Genomic DNA, 18984 nt, shown 5'->3' with positions numbered 1-18984 from the left:
TCATGCTTATTATTGGAATTGCTGGAGGTACGGGATGTGGTAAAACCACTGTGGTTAACCAAATCGTTAATGAGCTGCCATCACATGAAGTCGCAGTGATTTCACAGGATTCTTATTATTCCGACACCTCTCATCTAAGCTATGAAGAACGGGTAAAAATCAACTTTGATCATCCTCGCTCCATAGACTTTAAACTTTTGACCAACCACCTAAAACAACTCAAAACAGGCACGACCATAGAGCAACCTGTTTATTCTTTTGTTGAGCATAACCGCACTGGCGAAACGGTTGCAACACCTCCAAAAAAAGTGATGATTGTTGAAGGTATTTTAATACTGACGAATGCAGAACTCCGTGAGCTGTTCGATATTAAGATATTTGTGCATACTGATAGTGACGAACGTCTCATTCGCCGATTAAAACGAGATACCGCAGAACGTGGAAGGGATTTAAACGAAGTGTTGATGCGTTACCAAACCACTTTAAAACCCATGCACGAACAGTTTATTGAACCTTCAAAGGAATATGCCGATATTATTATTCCCAATAATAGGTACAACACAGTAGCTATAGATATTGTGCGTACCATAATTAACGAGAAGCTATAATGAAGAAAAAGTATTTAAATAGTAAATTCCTTAAACCCTTAAAAAACCTTTACATTTTAGCATTGGTTTGTTTTGCCATTTGGATGCTCTTTTTCGATGCTAACTCATGGCTCATCCATCGCGACCTAAATGAAGACATTAAAGACTTGGAAGCCGAAAAGGAATATTATCGCAAGGAAATAGAAAAAGACAAGAAGGCCATTAGGAAAATAAATACCGATGAAGGCCTTGAAAAATTCGCACGTGAAGAATATTATATGAAACGTGAGAACGAAGAAATATACATTATAGAATACGAAGACAGTTTAAAAATAAAAGACCATGAATAAAACGCTGTTCAATGATTTCCCTGAAGTCTCAGCTAAACAATGGAAACAACAGATCCAAGCCGATTTAAAAGGAGCCGATTATAATGAAACCCTTATTCATCATACCAATGAGGGAATCGATATAAAACCCTTTTACAATAAGGAAGATATTATCACCACTCCTAAAAGCGGCTACACTCAAGCTACAGCATGGTTGGTAAACCAAGCTATTTTCGTTTATGACATCGAAGCTGCCAATGCCAAAGCTGTTGATGCCCTAAACCGTGGTGCCGAGAGCATCACATTTGTTTTACCTAAGTCTGATGTAAGTCTAACCGACCTTTTCAAAAATATAGACTTAAACAAAACTCCACTCTACTTTGAACTGCAATTCCTTTCAGCTGCTTTCATAAAGCAACTCAATGAATTCTCGAAGACACATCAGGCTACTTTTTATATTACAAACGATATTATAGGTAATCTGGCAAAAAGCGGAAACTGGCATAGCACTTTACAGGATGATCATGCCGAATTGGAGGCTATTATAAAAAACAGCCCGAACTTAAAATCGGTTTTGGCAGTTGATATAAGTTTATATCAAAATGCGGGAGCAAATATGGTACAGCAATTAGCCTATGCCATGGCACATTGCAACGAATATTTAAACCACTTTACAAGTGAAGGTAAATTAGATACCGAAGTGACTTTTAAGGTTTCGGCAGGCACGAATTATTTCTTCGAAATTGCCAAACTAAGAGCTTTAAGGTTACTATGGGAATCTTTGGCTAATGAATATAGTATCACTTCAACTTGTAACATCATCGCTCAGCCAACCAAGCGCAATAAAACTCTTTACGATTACAACACCAATATGTTGCGTACAACTACCGAATGTATGAGTGCGGTTCTAGGTGGCGCTAACGCAGTTTGCAATTTACCTTACGATGCCATTTATCATAAAGACAATGAATTTGGGGATCGTATCGCTCGTAATCAACTTTTGGTACTTAAGAACGAAAGTTATCTGGACAAGGTAAACAACCCTGCTGATGGTTCCTATTACATTGAATACATTACACAACAGTTAGCAGAAAAAGCTCTGGAATTATTCAAGGATCTAGAAGCTAACGGAGGCTTTTTAAAACAATTAAAAGAAGGAACCATCCAAAGAAAAATCAAGGAATCGGCAACCAAAGAGCAAGAACAGTTTAACGAAGGAAAAGAAATTTTGTTGGGGACCAACAAACATCCAAACCCAGACGACAAAATGAAAGGGGATTTAGAACTATATCCATTCTTTAAAACCGAATCTAGAAAAACCTTGATCGAACCAATTATCGAAAAGCGTTTAGCCGAAGCCGTTGAACAAAAAAGACTGGAAGATGAGTAGAAAGAACATCCAAAATATAAGTCTTTCCCAAGGGAAAAACACTACCGAAAAAACAACTGAGAGCACATTTAATACTGCCGAAGACATTGAAGTAAAATCAACGTACTCTGCAGAGGATTATAATGGTTTAGATCACTTGAACTTTGCCGCTGGAATGGCTCCAAACCTGAGAGGTCCTTACAGCACCATGTATGTTCGTAGACCATGGACTATCCGTCAATATGCAGGATTTTCAACTGCAGAAGAAAGTAACGCGTTTTACAGACGTAACCTTGCCGCAGGTCAAAAAGGACTTTCGGTAGCCTTCGACCTTGCGACCCACCGTGGATATGACTCAGACCACGAACGTGTTGTTGGTGATGTTGGTAAAGCTGGTGTAGCTATCGATTCTGTTGAAGATATGAAAGTACTTTTCGATCAGATTCCGTTGGATAAAATGTCGGTATCTATGACCATGAACGGAGCCGTACTTCCTATCATGGCTTTTTACATTGTTGCCGCAGAGGAACAAGGTGTATCTCCGGAAAAATTGGCTGGAACCATCCAAAACGATATCCTTAAGGAGTTTATGGTTCGTAACACCTACATCTACCCTCCTACACCTTCCATGAAGATTATCTCGGATATTTTTGAATACACGAGCCAAAACATGCCTAAATTCAACAGTATTAGTATTTCTGGTTACCATATGCAGGAAGCCGGAGCAACTTGCGACATTGAGCTGGCATATACTTTAGCAGATGGTTTAGAGTACATAAGAAAAGGGTTGGAAGCAGGTATGGACATCGATACCTTCGCTCCTCGCCTATCATTCTTCTGGGCCATAGGGATGAACCATTTTATGGAAATTGCCAAAATGCGAGCCGCTAGAATGCTGTGGGCGAAACTGGTTGCTCAGTTCAATCCTAAAAACCCTAAGTCTTTGGCTTTACGTACCCATTGTCAAACCAGTGGTTGGAGTTTAACGGAACAAGATCCGTTTAACAACGTGGCTAGAACCTGTATTGAAGCAGCTGCAGCTGCTTTTGGAGGTACTCAATCGCTTCACACCAATGCCTTGGATGAAGCTATTGCATTACCAACAGATTTCTCTGCCCGTATCGCAAGAAACACACAGATTTTCCTTCAGGAAGAAACAAAGATCACTAATACCGTAGATCCTTGGGGCGGTAGTTATTATGTTGAAAAACTAACCCATGATATCGCTCAAAAAGCTTGGGATTTAATTCAGGAAGTTGAAGAACTTGGCGGAATGACCAAAGCTATTGAAGCAGGAATTCCTAAATTGAGGATTGAAGAAGCTGCAGCTAGAAAACAAGCGAGAATCGACTCTGGTCAGGATATTATTGTTGGGGTAAACAAATACCGTTTAAAAGAGGAAGATCCGTTGCATATTCTTGAGGTAGACAACCAAACGGTAAGAAACCAACAGATAGAACGTTTAAACAAACTGAAAGCAGACCGAAATAACGATAAGGTTCAAGCAGCACTTAAAACGCTTACGGAGGAAGCCAAAAACGGAAACGAAAACCTATTGGCTTTAGCTGTTAATGCAGCTCGCGAACGTGCTACATTAGGAGAAATCAGTGATGCCTTGGAAGCTGTTTTCGGCAGATATAAAGCTCAAATAAAATCATTTAGCGGCGTGTACAGTAAAGAAATAAAAGACGACGATTCATTCAACAAGGCCCGTCAATTAGCCGATGCTTTTGCTGAAGAAGAAGGTAGAAGACCTAGAATAATGATTGCCAAAATGGGACAGGATGGTCACGACCGTGGTGCCAAAGTAGTGGCTACAGGTTATGCCGATGTAGGTTTTGATGTGGATATAGGACCTTTGTTCCAAACGCCTCAAGAAGCAGCCAAACAAGCTGTTGAGAACGACGTTCATGTACTGGGCGTATCTTCATTAGCTGCAGGGCATAAAACCTTGGTACCTCAAGTTATCGAGGCCCTTAAAGCTTATGGTCGCGACGATATTATGGTAATTGTTGGAGGTGTAATTCCTAAGCAAGATTATCAATATTTATTTGATGCCGGTGCCGTTGCAGTATTCGGTCCTGGAACCAAAATCAGCGATGCAGCTATCAAGATTCTTGAGATCCTTATAGAGGAGTAATAGTATTCAATTATAATTTCAAACAGGCTTTCTTCAATTTGGAGGAAAGCCTGTTTTTTTATCTATATTTAAGAAAATTTAACCATATGAATTATACTGCTAAAATGCTTCGCGACGATGCCTTAAAAAACAAAACAATTGTAGTTACCGGTGGTGGTAGTGGTTTGGGAAAAGCCATGACCAAATACTTTTTAGAACTTGGCGCCAATGTAGCTATTACTTCGAGAAACCTTGAAAAACTGGAAAACACTGCCAAAGAACTGGAAGAGCAAACCGGAGGAACCTGCTTGCCATTAGCTTGCGATGTTCGCGATTATGAGCAAGTGGAGAACATGCACAAACAGGTCATCGAAAGATTTAAAACCGTTGACATTTTAGTAAACAATGCAGCTGGTAACTTCATATCCCCTACCGAAAGACTGTCCTCAAATGCCTTCGATACCATAATCGATATCGTCCTAAAGGGAACCAAAAACTGCACCATGGTATTTGGGAAACATTGGATAAAAACAAACCAAACCAACACAAACGTATTAAATATTGTAACGACCTACGCTTGGACTGGCTCTGGATACGTTGTACCTAGTGCTACTGCTAAGGCAGGTGTACTTGCCATGACCAGAAGTTTGGCCGTAGAATGGGCTAAATATGGTATGCGCTTTAACGCCATTGCGCCCGGTCCATTCCCTACTAAAGGTGCTTGGGATAGATTGTTACCTGGTGATTTAAAGGACAAATTCGACATGGCTAAAAAAGTACCACTTAAAAGAGTTGGTGATCACCAAGAACTCGCAAACCTCGCAGCTTATTTAGTATCAGACTTTGCTGCTTACGTTAATGGAGAAGTGATAACCATTGACGGCGGGGAATGGCTTAAAGGTGCAGGTCAGTTTAATCTTCTAGACCAAATTCCTGAAGAATTATGGGACCAATTGGAGCGTCTTATAAGAAGTAAAAAACAATCGTAAGCACGTCCCTATAATTGCATATTTACCCTAATAGAAATTGTTGACTCTTTGTTAACAATTTCCGTTTTTATAACTCATAAATAATCGTATTTTTACGCTAACAAAAACCAAATCATTTAATGGGTAAAATCATTGCAATTGCTAACCAGAAAGGCGGGGTTGGTAAAACCACAACCTCGGTAAATTTAGCAGCATCACTAGGTGTGCTGGAAAAAAAAGTATTATTGATCGATGCTGACCCCCAAGCCAATGCTACATCTGGTTTAGGTATTGATGTTGAAACTGTTGAGATAGGAACCTACCAACTTCTTGAACACACCCATACCGTTCAAGACGCTATCACTTCAACAGACACACCAAATTTAGATCTTGTTCCCGCACATATTGATCTTGTGGCTATCGAAATTGAATTGGTAGACAAAGATTCTAGAGAATACATGCTAAAAAAAGCATTGGAAAGTGTAAAAGATAATTACGATTACATTCTTATTGATTGTGCTCCTTCACTTGGACTATTAACACTTAACGCCTTGACCGCAGCCGACGCAGTTATTATTCCTATTCAATGTGAATATTTTGCATTGGAAGGTTTGGGGAAATTGCTAAACACAGTAAAGAGTGTACAAAAAATCCATAATCCTGAGCTTGACATTGAAGGCTTGTTGTTAACTATGTACGATTCCCGTTTACGTTTATCAAACCAAGTTGTTGAAGAAGTTCAAAAACACTTTAACGATATGGTTTTTCAAACCATTATTCAGAGAAACGTACGTTTAAGCGAGGCTCCTAGTTATGGAGAAAGTATTATTAATTACGATGCAGCCAGCAAGGGTGCCACAAACTATTTAAGCTTAGCGAAAGAAATTATCACTAAAAACTCCTAATACATGGCGAAGGCGACGAAGAAACAGGCTTTAGGTAGAGGCTTATCCGCATTATTAAAAGATCCATCAAACGATATAACTTCAGTACAAGATAAAAATGCCGATAAAGTTATCGGTAATATTGTCGAATTGGACATCGATTCTATCGAGGTCAATCCATTTCAACCAAGAACAAACTTCAACGAAGAAACACTTGAGGAATTGGCAATATCCATTAGAGAGCTTGGTGTAATCCAACCTATTACGGTTAGAAAACTAGATTTTAACAAATACCAACTGGTATCTGGTGAACGTCGTTTTAGAGCATCCAAGTCTTTAGGTTTGGAAACCATTCCGGCCTACATCCGTATTGCCAACGACCAGGAATCTTTGGAAATGGCTCTTGTTGAGAATATTCAACGTCAGGACCTAGACCCTATAGAAATTGCTCTATCTTATCAGAGATTAATTGATGAAATCAGTTTGACTCAGGAGCAAATGAGTGAGCGTGTAGGTAAAAAACGATCAACCATTGCTAACTATCTTCGTTTGCTGAAATTGGATCCTATAATCCAAACCGGTATGCGTGATGGGTTCATCAGTATGGGACATGGTCGTGCCATTATTAATATTGAAGACCAAGAGATTCAATTAGATATTTATAAAAAAATTCTCCAAGAGAAATTATCGGTGCGCGATACAGAAACTCTTGTTAGAAATTACAATAGCACTAATGAGGTTTCAGTACCAAAACCTCAAAAAGTTATACTGCCTTCGTTTGCAGAGCAGGGAATGAGAGAGTTTTCAAAATTCTTTGGCAATAAAATAGACATTAAGGTTGCCAAAAACGGAAAAGGGAAAATTACTATTCCTTTTAAATCTGAGGACGATTTTATCCGTATAAAAAAATTATTGGAAAGTGCAGAATAAAGGCATTATATTGGTTTTCTTTTTCTTAGGCATAAGTCTTACAGCCTTAGCCCAAGACAAGAAAAAAGAAGACTTACCTAAAGCCAAGCCAACCACTTCTGACAGCCTATACGTAGACACTAAAGCAACCATAAGGAAACCTATAGACCCTTTATCTCCTGCCCGTGCTGCATTTTATTCGGCTGTCTTGCCAGGTTTAGGCCAAGCTTACAATAAAAAATATTGGAAAATCCCTATAGTCTATGCTGCCTTAGGTGGAAGTATATATGCGTATACCTATAACAATGATAACTACAATCGTGCTAGAGATGCTTATAAACGTAGATTAGGGGGGTATACTGATGATGAGTTTTATGGACGTATTTCTGATGAAGGTTTACGGAACGCTCAAAAAGAATTTCGTAGAAATAGAGATCTCTGGTTATTAGTTTCTATTGGTGTCTATGCCCTTAACATTATTGATGCCAACGTAGACGCTCACCTCTTACAGTACAATGTAGACGAAAACTTGTCATTAGCACCACATTTTAAACTTGATGAAAAGGATGCTTCAAGTAACTTAGGACTTACTCTAAACTTTAAATTTTAGTTATGAAAATTGCCTTATTAGGATATGGAAAAATGGGCCAGGCTATTGAAAAAATAGCCATAGAACGTGGGCACTCTATTGTAATAAAAGCCAAAAAAGATACTAAATACGATATCACTACTGCCGATGTAGCTATAGATTTTAGCATACCAGATTCTGCCGTTGACAATATCTCAAACTGTTTAAACAAAGGTGTTCCTGTAATTTCGGGAACTACAGGTTGGTTGGACAAATATGACGATATAGTTTCAATTTGCAAGGAAAATGATGGTGCCTTCATTTATGCTTCAAATTTTAGCCTTGGAGTGAATATTTTCTTTGAGCTGAACAAGACTTTAGCGAAAATGATGAATACACTTAAGGATTATAAAGTATCCATGGAGGAAATTCATCATACCCAAAAATTGGATGCTCCAAGTGGTACAGCTATCTCATTGGCAGAAGATATCATTGTTGAACATCAAAGCTATTCAAATTGGAAACTTGAAAATGAATCAAATGGGACTCTACCAATTATTGCTAAGCGAATTCCAGAGGTACCAGGTACACACATCATAAATTACTCAAGTGATGTAGATACAATTACCATTCAACACACGGCACATAGCCGCCAAGGCTTTGCTTTGGGAGCCGTAATCGCTGCAGAATGGATAGCTGGTAAAAAAGGTGTTTTTACCATGAAAGATGTGTTAAACATTGGTTAATCAAAACAACGGATTGTAACTATTGATACATCTTACTACTAATTCTAAAAAAGACATATTATGACACTATTAGGGTGGTTTATATTTTTTCTAATTGTACAATTAATCCACGGTCTGGGTACCTGGAAACTTTATCAAAAAGCAGGACGTAAAGCATGGGAAGCCTTTGTTCCCGTTTACAATGCTATAGTTCTAATGAAAATAATAAACCGTCCTTGGTATTGGGTTATTTTATTATTTCTCCCAATTGTAAACTTAATTATGTTCCCAGTAGTATGGGTTGAAACCGCCAGAAGTTTTGGCAAAAACTCTCCTACCGATACATTTCTTGCTATTCTATCGCTTGGGATATATAACTATTACCTAAACTACGCTACGGATGTTCAATATGTAAAAGACAGAAGTTTACACCCTAGAACTGCCTTAGGCGAATGGGTTAGTTCAATTTTATTTGCCGTAGTGGCTGCAACAATTGTACATACCTATTTTATTCAACCATTCACCATCCCAACCTCTTCTTTGGAAAAAACGCTTTTAGTAGGAGACTTCCTGTTTGTGAGTAAAGTAAATTATGGTGCCCGTATCCCACAAACAACCTTGGCTTTACCAATGGTTCACGATTCCATTCCTGGAACAGGCATTAAATCGTATTTGGTAAATGATAAACCAGAAGAGAAAAATTCATCGCTTTTAAACAAACTCTTATTGCCTTATATGCGTTTACCTGGCTTTGAAAAAATAGAACGTAACGATATTGTTGTTTTCAATTGGCCTGTTGATACCATGCTTACAATGCGCACTACAGACAGGAATTACTTTAAACCAATCGATAAAAAGACAAACTATGTTAAGCGTTGCGTTGGTTTACCTGGCGACAGTTTTGAAGTTCGTAACGGATATGTTTACATTAACGGTGAACAAAACGATTTACCGGATAGAACTAAACTTCAGTTTTCATACGAAATCACTTTTAAAAGAAACCTTCATCCTTCACAAATTATGGAGATTCTTTCAAGATATGATATTACAGATGGTTTAGCTTACGGTCCTTCATATAATCCTAATTTAGAGGGCGCACCTATATCGTACATGATTCCCGCAGCAACTAATGAAGCTATTGGCAGACTAAAGAACCATCCAGATATCGCAGGTGTTAACCCAATAAAGCAAACTGCAGGAAAGAGAGATGCTGGAATTTTCCCTCATGATGTTGCTTATAATTGGAATAACGATTTTATGGGCCCTTTCACTATTCCACAAGAAGGATCTAGCATTAATCTTTCACTTGAAAACTTAGAAGTTTACAAACGTGCTATAACGGAATATGAAGGAAACACATTGCGCATTGAGGGCAACCAGATTATCATTAACGGAAAACCTGCAAGCAGTTATACCTTTAAGCAAAACTACTATTGGATGATGGGTGACAACCGTCATAACTCACAAGATTCACGTGCTTGGGGATTTGTACCGTTCGACCATGTTGTTGGTAAGCCGGTATTCATATGGATGAGTTTAGACAGCAATAAATCTGGTTTGCAAAAAGTCCGTTGGGATCGTGTGTTCACTACTGTACATGGTACAGGTGAGCCTAAATCGTATTTAATACCATTCCTTGTACTTGTTGTTATTGGGTATATTGGTAACAAATGGAGAAAGAAAAGAAAGAAAGCTGCCTAATCTAAAATACTATTGAGATGAACAACGTTTTGTTGCATCCCACCTATTTCCCTAACATCTCGCACTTTGTCGGAATGGTTAAAGCCGATAAAGTAGTGTTTGAAAGGCATGATAATTTTGAAAAGCAAACCTACAGAACGCGTACATATATTTACGGTGCTAACGGAAAACTGTTATTGAATATTCCTGTAGAATACACTCAAAAAAAACGTCAGTTATACCGTGATGTAAGAATATCAAATACCACCGATTGGCAATCGCTTCATTGGAAATCTATGCAATCAGCTTATCTGTCTTCTCCTTTTTTTGAGTTTTATGAAGATGACCTTAGACCGCTTTTCGAAACCAAAACAGACTTTATTTACGATTTCAATATAGCGTGTTTTCAAACCATTTGCGAATGTCTTCAATTGGAGATTGAGCCAAGTTTTACTAAAGTATTTGACAAAAGCCCACAGGAGCAATTAGATCTAAGAGGGATGGTTAACTCCAAAAAGGAAATAGCTCAGAGTTTTGACAGATACATTCAGGTGTTTGATGACAAGCATGGTTTTATCCCAAACCTGAGTATTTTAGATTTGTTGTTCAGTGAAGGTCCAAATAGTTTAAACTATTTGGAAAGCCAAGAATTGAACATATAACATGTGGCGCTCCTTACTGCATTACGGCATTCATTTTTTGGTTCCTTTAGCTGTAGCCCTCATTTGGTATAAACCTAAATGGAAGTTCGCATTAATCGTCATGTTTTCTATGTTCATCATTGACTTAGATCACTTATTGGCAAATCCCATTTTCAGTCCGAATCGTTGCAGTATCAATTTCCATCCGCTACACAGCTATGCAGTTATAGTTATTTACTTATTGCTTCTATTTCCTAAAAAAACGCGGTTAATTGGTCTGGGATTACTTATTCATATTCTAGCCGATACAGTAGATTGTTTGATGATTCCGTAATTACTCTACCTTCAAATTAACCGTAGCCATAATAGGGTAATGATCGGAATATAATTCGTCGTAGGTCTTAAAGTCGCTAATCTGAAACGCTTTATCACTTAAAATAAAATCGATACGCACTGGAAAGAATTTAAAATCGTAGGTACGTCCAAAGCCGTTTCCTGCCATCTTATAAGTATCAACCATATCGCCCTTTACCTCTTTATACACATAGGAATAGGCTGTGTTATTAAAATCACCACTGATAATCATTTTATAAGGACATTCAGCCTTATGCTTAACAAATAATTCAGTTTGTTTCTGTTGCATTTTAAAAGTATTACCTACTCGCTGCAACAAACGCTCTGAATCTGTTTTCTTCAAGGCATTAACATCGGCATTAATCTTTAACGACTGTAAATGCACATTGTAAACGCGAATGGTATCATCTCCCTTAACGATATCCGCAAAAATGGCATTATTGGAAGTGTTTGGAAATTCAATTGACCCTGAATTGATTATTGGGTACTTAGAAAAAATCGCCTGGCCAGACTTAACCTTATTCCCTGAAAGTTTTTCGAACTTATACTTGAAAAATGAAAAATCTACATGCTCACGTGGATGATACTCCTGAAGTGTAAGAACATCAGGATTTTGTTTTTTTACAAAATCGACCAACTTAGTTTCAATACCATCTTCAGCAATCCATTCGTATACGTTAAATAAACGCACATTGTAATTCATTATGGATAATTGGTACTCATTTGCCAATTGTTTCGTTGCTGAAAACTTATATACAGATCCAAATGAAGCATAGCCTAATAAAAGCACTAAAAGGGACAAGATCATTTGTCGTTTTACCTTAAGCAGCCAATATAGAAAAAACAGAACATTTATTAGGATAAGCAAAGGCACCCCTAAACTCAGTACAGAGAGCACCGCAAAGGTCTTTGGCGGCAAGAACGGCAACACATATGAAAACAACAATAATGTAGCCACAATGCTATTTAACACAAAAATGAGCTTATCTATAAAGTTTAGTTTTTTCATGGGGTTTATTTACCAGCCTTAAAGAGAAACTCCTTCTCCTCTTTAGTTAGGCTATCGTAACCACTCTTGCTTATCTTATCAAGAATGATATCAACTCGTTTTTGGGTATTAAACTCATCAAACTCTTTTTTGGAATAACCAGCATATCCATTTTTTTGCTTTCTATGCACCGTCTTTAAAGGTGACTTTTCAGGACGTTTAAACAAACTGGTTATCCAATCCATTAAACGTTCAAAACCTTTACCTATATCGTTCCCTTTTTTTAACTGATCAGCATAAAAATATCCCAACATTGCACCTCCTAGATGCGCTAAATTTCCACCAGCATTTAGCCCGAATAAGCCAATAAAGTCAAAAAACAGTATTGCTCCTCCAATGTACCACAACTTAATATTAAACGTAAAGAACCTAACTTCCTGATGCGGCATATACACACAAAGGAAAATTAACAAGGCTCTCACCCCTGCTGATGCACCAACTAAACGGGTAGTTCCCGAAAAAAATGATGGAAAAATATTGTAACCCGCAAGAAAAATCAATCCACCAATGATTACTCCCAAAAGGTAAACATTCAAGCCTGTTTTGGGATTGAACAGGTTCATAAACATACGACCTATAAAATAAAGCCATAGCATGTTAAAAAGGATATGCAGAAAATCGTAATGGACAAACCCATAGGAAATAATAGACCATGGATGCTTTAAAGCCTCAAAAAAATCACTTGGCAGTTCGAACCATCGCAACACCTGAACCCCTGGTACTATTGAACTAAAAAGCTTAAGAAGTAATCCAATTATAAAAATTGCCCCATTTATGGCTATCAGTTTTTCAAGTACATTTAGTCTGGTATATTTATATTTTAAGTCATCTATAAAACTCATCGGTCCCAACGGTTTTTATTAAACTGAGTTTTTTTCCAATACATCATAATTAAAAATCCTGTCAAAGCTCCTCCCACGTGAGCAACATAAGCCGTATTACTCGGACTAAATATAGAAGTTCCCGTTATGGCTGAGAACAAGTCTAACCCTATAATTGCAGGTATAAAATACTTAGCCTTAACTGGAATAGGTAAAAATATAAGCATAAGTTTTGCTTCTGGAAACAGCATCCCAAACGCAACCAAAACACCCATTATAGCTCCACTGGCTCCAACCATAGTTCCTGATCCTATCACATTCATATCAAACAATGCCTTAAAAGAACTCTGATCAAGTAATCCTGGATTAAAATTATACTCCTTAAGAATAGGCAACATTTTTTGTGAAAGCAAATCTCCTCGTATGGCCATCCCATCACTGGCATTTATAGAAACAATTTTCTTAACCAGCTCACTCCCCATATTAAGACCTTCAATTCCCTTTTCCGCATTAATGTATTGCAAATAATTATATCCCAACATAATCAAAGCGGCTCCAAGTCCTGCAGAAATATAGAAGAACAAAAACTTCTTTCCTCCAAACTGTTGCTCAACAGCTGTTCCGAACATCCATAAGGCAAACATATTAAACAAGATATGGGTTAAACCACCATGCATGAACATGTGTGTAATAATCTGCCAAGGCTGAAACAAACTGTTTTTAGGAAAATGTAATGCAAAAAGGTTATAAAACAATTCGCCACCCCCAACGGTAACTGTACCAATAAACATGATCACGTTAATGATCAACAAATGTTTAACGGTTTCGGTCATTCTGTACATCTACACAAATTTTTTATCTATTTCATCAACAGTCATGGTGATGAAGGTTGGTTTATTAACTGGTGACATATTAGGCTCCTTACAGGCAAATAAACGATTTACCAAATGTTCCTGCTCCAATTTAGTTAAAGCCTGCCCATGTTTTATAGCTAAACTCTTAGCCATGGATTTAGCCAACAAATCTGCTGAACTGAAATTGGCATCTGGAACCTCATGTTGTACATCGTTTATCAATTGTTCAAGGATGATAGACACCTCACTTTCCGGAACACTCACCGGAACTCCCGTAATTTCCAAACATTCGTCTTCTAAATTTTGAAAAGCAAATCCTGTGTACTCCAAATCGGATTTCAAGTCCTTGATAATTTTAAGTTCCTGTGGCGAAAAATGCAATTCCAAGGGAAACAACAACTGTTGGCTTACGGCCTCCTTTACAGTAATGTGTTGCAAAAAATCTTCGTAAAGTACTCGTTGATGTGCTCTATGTTGATCAATCAGTAACATCCCCGATTTTATAGTGCTAGCTATATACTTGTTGTGCAACTGATATGTGGTCTGCTGATTTTCAATCGCCTGTTCATCTTCAAACAAACCTGCTGTTTGTTCCTCACTTTCAAACTCTATTGAACTAAAGTCATCTTCTGTTTGTGTACCCTTAGACTCTAATCCTACATACAAACTTTCCCAACTAGCCGTATTGGTTTTATGACGGCTCTCTGTTCTAAAGCTCGAACTCTCACCTCCTCCACCAAAAAACGAATTACTATCATCTTGAAATGGGTTAAAAGTTCTGTCCACTTCAATTTTAGGAGTTGTTGCTCCTTTATTACTGTAACTATAGGGCGTATCTAAATTAGCATCCCTTTCAAAATCAAGCACAGGTGCAATGTTAAACTGTCCTAAACTGTGTTTTACGGCAGCTCTTATAATAGCATATAGCGTATGCTCATCGTCAAACTTTATTTCGGTCTTTGTTGGATGAATATTTATATCAATGGTTTGAGGATCTACCTCTAAGTTAATAAAATAACTGGCATGTGCACCATCTTTCAACAAGCCTTCGAACGCAGAACTTACAGCATGGTTTAGATATGAACTTTTTATAAATCTATTATTTACAAAAAAGAACTGCTCTCCCCTTGTTTTCTTAGCAAATTCGGGCTTACCTACAAAGCCCGATACTTTTACAACTTCAGTTTCTTCGTTAACTGGCACCAACTTTTCATTGGTCTTCGTTCCAAAAATATTTACAATGCGCTGTCTGTAGTTACTATCCGGTAAATTGAAAGTTTCGCTGCCATTATGGTACATCACAAAACTCAAATCTGGATGCGCCAAAGCTACACGCTGAAATTCATCAATAATATGACGTATCTCTACTGCATTCGATTTTAAGAAATTGCGACGTGCAGGAATATTAAAAAATAGATTTTTTACGGCAATTGAAGTACCTGTAGGAGTAACAACAACCTCTTGCGACTTCACTTCACTGCCTTCCATTTCAATAAGTGTCCCAACATCATTATTCTCCTGTTTGGTTTTCATTTCCACGTGGGCAATAGCAGCAATACTAGCCAAAGCTTCTCCACGGAACCCCTTGGTATGCAACTGGAATAAATCGTCGGCTTGACGAATTTTAGAAGTTGCATGGCGTTCAAAACTCAACCGGGCATCTGTAGTGCTCATGCCAACACCATCATCAATAACTTGAATCAGTGTTTTTCCGGCATCCTTAACTATTAATTTGATTGATGTAGCCTTCGCATCAATAGCATTTTCCATTAATTCCTTCACTACGGAGGCTGGGCGTTGCACCACTTCCCCTGCGGCTATTTGGTTGGCTACATGATCTGGTAAGAGTTGAATTATATCTGACATCTATTGTTTTGAAAAGAATATGGATAAATCAAAGTCGATTATAAAAAGAAAAAGTAATATTAAGACACAAACTATAATCAAAATTCTACGGTTGGTTTCACGATCGGAAGATTCCCTGAATTCGTTCCAAGCGGTTTTAAACCTTGTTTTTAAACCTCCTTGCTTACCTACTGTGGTACGGAAGTCATCGAACTTATGTCTCATTTCAAACGGACTTCCCTCCCCATCGTACTTGTAATGGCGTGGTTTATAACTGAATTTTTTATTCTGTCTCTGTTTGAAAAGTCCCATACTACAATTTGAAAGATTATTTTTTACTTAAATAGTACATTACAACAAGGACAAGCACCAACGTTATAAAAAGGATAGGTAGAGAAACCCCTTTACGGGTCTTCCCTCTAACTGAACGTCGTGCCCGATTCCATCTAACTTCAAAAGAACTGATAGAATTATCATTCTCTCCTGAATTACCCAAAGTAGACTCTTCCTCTTCTTCCGAAAATCTAGGATTGTAATTGAAGCGCTTTCGCTCTCGTTGATTAAAAAAATTAGTACTCAAAGGACAGGATTTGTATCTTTTCAAAAATACTCAAATTAGAACGAAATCCCCATCCCGTCTTGCCAAAATTTGTTAACATGAACAGTTTGACAATTACCGAGCCAAAGACATTCTTATAAAAAGAAAACAATAAAATGTCAGACAAAAAAGCAGCAATAAAAAATGCCGAAAAGATTGAAATTACTCTTTTCGGCATTCTGTATTAGATTTAAAATCGTCTAAGCTCCGTGACGAAGAACAGCCATTTTTATAGCTGCAATAGCTGCTTCGGTTCCTTTGTTTCCGTACACTCCTCCTGAACGATCAATTGCCTGTTGCAAATTGTTATCTGTAAGCACACAGAAAATCACGGGAGTCTCATCCATTACGTTAAGGTCTTTTATTCCTTGAGAAACCGCTTCACAAACAAAATCAAAATGTTTTGTTTCCCCTTGAATTACACTACCAATAGCAATGACTGCATCTACAGCCTGCTGTTGCATTTTTTTAGAACCGTAGATTAACTCATAACTTCCAGGCACATTCCAACGGACAATGTTTTCTGGAGAAGTTCCGTGTTCTACTAAAGTTTCGAACGCACCATTAAAAAGTCCTTCTGTAATAGTGTCATTCCATTCTGAAACAACAATCCCAAACCGAAAGTTGCTCGCGTTTGGGATTGAAGTTTTATCGTAATCCGATAAATTTTTATTTGCAGTAGCCATCTTATTTCAATGCTTGTGCTTTTCCGATAAATACATCTACGTCAGTAGCCTCAGTAGATTCTGGGAATTCAGTTTTAATTCTATTGAAGTACCCTAAAGCTCTTTCTGTCTTACCTAACTCTAAAGCGATAGTTCCAGCCTTGTATAAGTACATAGGTGTAGAGAACTCGTTGTTTCTCATATTAGCTGCTTCATCGTAATAACCAAGTGCATCTTCCAATTGGTTTAACTGAACAAAAGCATCACCTATACCTCCTTTAGCAATTGGAGCCAAAGCTTCATCTTCACTACTGAAATTTCCTAAGTAAGATATTGCGTTTTTATAATCCTTTAGGTTAAGGTATGCCATACCAGCGTAGTAGTTAGCTAGGTTAGCTGCATCTGTACCACTGTATTCGTTAATAACATCCAACATCCCATATTTTCCGCTACCACCGTTTAAGGCTAAGTTGTATAAAGAATCCTTTTCGGTTCCGCTAACAGCCTCATTGAAGTGTTTTTTGGCTTGGTACATAGCGTCCATTGCTTTCCCTTGAGCAGGACCAGAAATAAACTGCTTATAACCCAATGATCCTAACACCACAACAGCTACTATACCAATTACAATAAAAATGTACTTTTGGTTATTCGCCACCCATTCTTCAGTCTTAGAAGCCGACTCGTCTAAGGTGTTAAAAACTTCAGCTGTTGTTGAGTGTTCTTCCATCACTTCAACTTCCTCTTCTAATTCTTTAATAGGTTTTGGTTTATATCCTCTTTTCTTGTAAGTTGCCATATATTCTTATATTAATGCGGAGCAAAAATAAAATTTTTCTTCAGAAATAAAAGGCTATTGTTTTGTTATTTTTCAGGATTATGTACATTATCTTTGGAGCCAACTACACATCAATTGCTTAGCTAACGGTTTATGGTACTGAAATCGCTCTCACTGCTAAATTACAAAAACTTTGACAGTCAATCATTTGTTTTCAATGACAAAATAAACTGCTTCGTCGGCAATAATGGTGTGGGTAAAACCAATGTTCTCGATGCTATTTATCATCTTTCTTTTGGCAAAAGTTATTTTAACCCAATAGCATCACAAAACATCAGGCACGAACAAGACTTTTTTGTTATTACTGGGGAATATGACAAAACCGATTCCAATGAAAAAATAACCATTAGCCTTAAGCGTGGCCAGAAAAAGGTAATAAAGCGTAACGGAAAAGCCTACGATAAGTTTAGCGACCATATTGGTTTTTTACCATTGGTCATTATATCCCCAGCCGATCGCGATCTTATTATTGAAGGCAGTGAAACCCGACGTAAGTTTATAGACAGTGTTATTTCGCAAAGCGACAAAGAGTATCTTAACGACCTAATTAAATACAATAAGACCTTGTCTCAGCGAAACGCATTATTAAAGTTCTTTGCTCTAAACAACACGTTCAACAAGGACACGCTCGAAGTTTATAACGAACAACTAAATGAGTTTGGCTCACGCATATTCAACAAACGTAAGGAGTTCTTAAAAACTTTCTCCCCTATTTTTCAAGCAAGGTATGAAGCCATTAGCAATGGAAAAGAAGAAGTGGATTTGGCTTATAAAAGTCATTTAGAAGATGACACACTTGATGATCTATTAAAGGACAACCAGAGAAAAGACCGTGCTTTACAATATACGAGTGTTGGTATCCACAGAGACGATTTATTGTTCAACATACAAGGCCATCCTATAAAAAAGTTTGGTAGTCAAGGACAGCAAAAGTCTTATCTCATCGCATTAAAATTGGCGCAGTTCGATTTTATTAAGTCTCAAAGTGGTGTTAACCCAATATTACTGCTGGATGATATTTTTGATAAACTTGACGAACAACGTGTCACACAAATTCTTCGTTTGGTAGATGATGAGAACTTTGGCCAATTATTTATTAGTGATACCCATGCAGACAGAACCGAAAACGCCATTAAACAAGTTCACCAATCCTACGAGATTTTTAAAATTGAACCTCAATAACCT

Annotated in this window: 21 protein-coding genes; 13 read left to right on the top strand and 8 right to left on the bottom strand. The window is 37.6% G+C overall.

Features of this window, described 5'->3' with window-relative positions; genetic code table 11:
• Positions 1–2: 2 nt before the first annotated feature.
• The 12 genes from udk to PWU04_RS03170 all read left to right on the top strand — a co-directional run bounded on the left by udk (position 3) and on the right by PWU04_RS03170 (position 11113).
• The gene (udk, locus tag PWU04_RS03225; RefSeq protein ID WP_274474374.1) at positions 3–608 is read left to right on the top strand and encodes a uridine kinase; all 606 of its coding nucleotides are present in this window, start codon (positions 3–5) and stop codon (positions 606–608) included.
• A complete protein-coding gene (locus tag PWU04_RS03220; protein ID WP_274474373.1) occupies positions 608–937 on the top strand; it encodes an FtsB family cell division protein in 330 nt (109 codons plus the stop codon). The genes udk and PWU04_RS03220 overlap by 1 nt, the downstream gene beginning before the upstream one ends.
• Complete coding sequence (locus PWU04_RS03215; protein ID WP_274474372.1) at positions 930–2306, top strand: methylmalonyl-CoA mutase subunit beta; 1377 nt, start codon at positions 930–932, stop codon at positions 2304–2306. Before PWU04_RS03220 ends, PWU04_RS03215 begins: the two co-directional genes overlap by 8 nt.
• Positions 2299–4425 carry a methylmalonyl-CoA mutase gene (gene scpA / locus PWU04_RS03210; protein ID WP_274474371.1) on the top strand — a complete coding sequence of 709 codons (2127 nt, stop codon included), beginning with the start codon at positions 2299–2301 and terminating at the stop codon, positions 4423–4425. The genes PWU04_RS03215 and scpA overlap by 8 nt, the downstream gene beginning before the upstream one ends.
• Before the next feature lie 86 nt (positions 4426–4511).
• A complete protein-coding gene (locus tag PWU04_RS03205) occupies positions 4512–5393 on the top strand; it encodes an SDR family oxidoreductase (RefSeq protein WP_274474370.1) in 882 nt (293 codons plus the stop codon).
• A 119-nt stretch (positions 5394–5512) separates the two neighbouring features.
• Positions 5513–6277 (top strand): ParA family protein, encoded by a 765-nt coding sequence (locus PWU04_RS03200; RefSeq protein WP_274474369.1) that lies wholly within the window; start codon positions 5513–5515, stop codon positions 6275–6277.
• A 3-nt stretch (positions 6278–6280) separates the two neighbouring features.
• Complete coding sequence (locus tag PWU04_RS03195; protein ID WP_274474368.1) at positions 6281–7186, top strand: ParB/RepB/Spo0J family partition protein; 906 nt, start codon at positions 6281–6283, stop codon at positions 7184–7186.
• The gene (locus tag PWU04_RS03190; RefSeq protein WP_274474367.1) at positions 7176–7775 is read left to right on the top strand and encodes a DUF5683 domain-containing protein; all 600 of its coding nucleotides are present in this window, start codon (positions 7176–7178) and stop codon (positions 7773–7775) included. The genes PWU04_RS03195 and PWU04_RS03190 overlap by 11 nt, the downstream gene beginning before the upstream one ends.
• A gap of 2 nt (positions 7776–7777) precedes the next feature.
• Positions 7778–8479: a 4-hydroxy-tetrahydrodipicolinate reductase gene (gene dapB / locus PWU04_RS03185; RefSeq protein WP_274474366.1), complete on the top strand. Its 702-nt coding sequence runs from the start codon at positions 7778–7780 to the stop codon at positions 8477–8479.
• A 60-nt stretch (positions 8480–8539) separates the two neighbouring features.
• Positions 8540–10159: a signal peptidase I gene (lepB, locus tag PWU04_RS03180; protein ID WP_274474365.1), complete on the top strand. Its 1620-nt coding sequence runs from the start codon at positions 8540–8542 to the stop codon at positions 10157–10159.
• A 17-nt stretch (positions 10160–10176) separates the two neighbouring features.
• Positions 10177–10800, top strand: coding sequence for a WbqC family protein (locus tag PWU04_RS03175; RefSeq protein WP_274474364.1), 624 nt, complete (start codon positions 10177–10179; stop codon positions 10798–10800).
• A gap of 1 nt (position 10801) precedes the next feature.
• Entirely contained in the window at positions 10802–11113 is a 312-nt protein-coding gene (locus tag PWU04_RS03170; RefSeq protein ID WP_274474363.1) for a DUF6122 family protein, read from the top strand.
• Here the strand turns inward: PWU04_RS03170 and PWU04_RS03165 are convergent, their stop codons facing one another.
• The 8 genes from PWU04_RS03165 to PWU04_RS03130 all read right to left on the bottom strand — a co-directional run bounded on the left by PWU04_RS03165 (position 11114) and on the right by PWU04_RS03130 (position 17760).
• On the bottom strand, positions 11114–12142 hold the full coding sequence (locus PWU04_RS03165) for an endonuclease/exonuclease/phosphatase family protein (protein ID WP_274474362.1): 1029 nt from the start codon (positions 12140–12142) through the stop codon (positions 11114–11116).
• A gap of 5 nt (positions 12143–12147) precedes the next feature.
• On the bottom strand, positions 12148–13023 hold the full coding sequence (locus PWU04_RS03160) for a rhomboid family protein (RefSeq protein WP_274474361.1): 876 nt from the start codon (positions 13021–13023) through the stop codon (positions 12148–12150).
• Entirely contained in the window at positions 13020–13844 is an 825-nt protein-coding gene (locus PWU04_RS03155; protein ID WP_274474360.1) for a rhomboid family intramembrane serine protease, read from the bottom strand. Before PWU04_RS03155 ends, PWU04_RS03160 begins: the two co-directional genes overlap by 4 nt.
• Positions 13845–15722, bottom strand: a complete 1878-nt coding sequence (gene mutL / locus PWU04_RS03150) for a DNA mismatch repair endonuclease MutL (RefSeq protein WP_274474359.1) — start codon at positions 15720–15722, stop codon at positions 13845–13847.
• Positions 15723–16013, bottom strand: coding sequence for a riboflavin synthase subunit beta (locus PWU04_RS03145; protein WP_274474358.1), 291 nt, complete (start codon positions 16011–16013; stop codon positions 15723–15725). It abuts the gene before it with no gap.
• Between the two features lie 16 nt (positions 16014–16029).
• Complete coding sequence (locus PWU04_RS03140; protein ID WP_274474357.1) at positions 16030–16281, bottom strand: hypothetical protein; 252 nt, start codon at positions 16279–16281, stop codon at positions 16030–16032.
• Between the two features lie 218 nt (positions 16282–16499).
• A complete protein-coding gene (gene ribH / locus PWU04_RS03135) occupies positions 16500–16985 on the bottom strand; it encodes a 6,7-dimethyl-8-ribityllumazine synthase (RefSeq protein ID WP_274474356.1) in 486 nt (161 codons plus the stop codon).
• A gap of 1 nt (position 16986) precedes the next feature.
• Entirely contained in the window at positions 16987–17760 is a 774-nt protein-coding gene (locus tag PWU04_RS03130) for a tetratricopeptide repeat protein (RefSeq protein WP_274474355.1), read from the bottom strand.
• A 132-nt stretch (positions 17761–17892) separates the two neighbouring features.
• On the opposite strand from PWU04_RS03130, the gene recF reads away from it, so the two are divergent.
• Positions 17893–18981, top strand: coding sequence for a DNA replication/repair protein RecF (recF, locus tag PWU04_RS03125; RefSeq protein WP_274474354.1), 1089 nt, complete (start codon positions 17893–17895; stop codon positions 18979–18981).
• The last annotated feature ends 3 nt before the right edge of the window (positions 18982–18984 follow it).

It is taken from the genome of Mangrovimonas aestuarii (assembly GCF_028767185.1).
In the GTDB taxonomy this organism is placed as follows: domain Bacteria; phylum Bacteroidota; class Bacteroidia; order Flavobacteriales; family Flavobacteriaceae; genus Mangrovimonas_B; species Mangrovimonas_B aestuarii.
The sequence above is the reverse complement of the archived record's forward strand: the minus strand, read 5'-3'. Positions and strand labels throughout refer to the sequence as shown.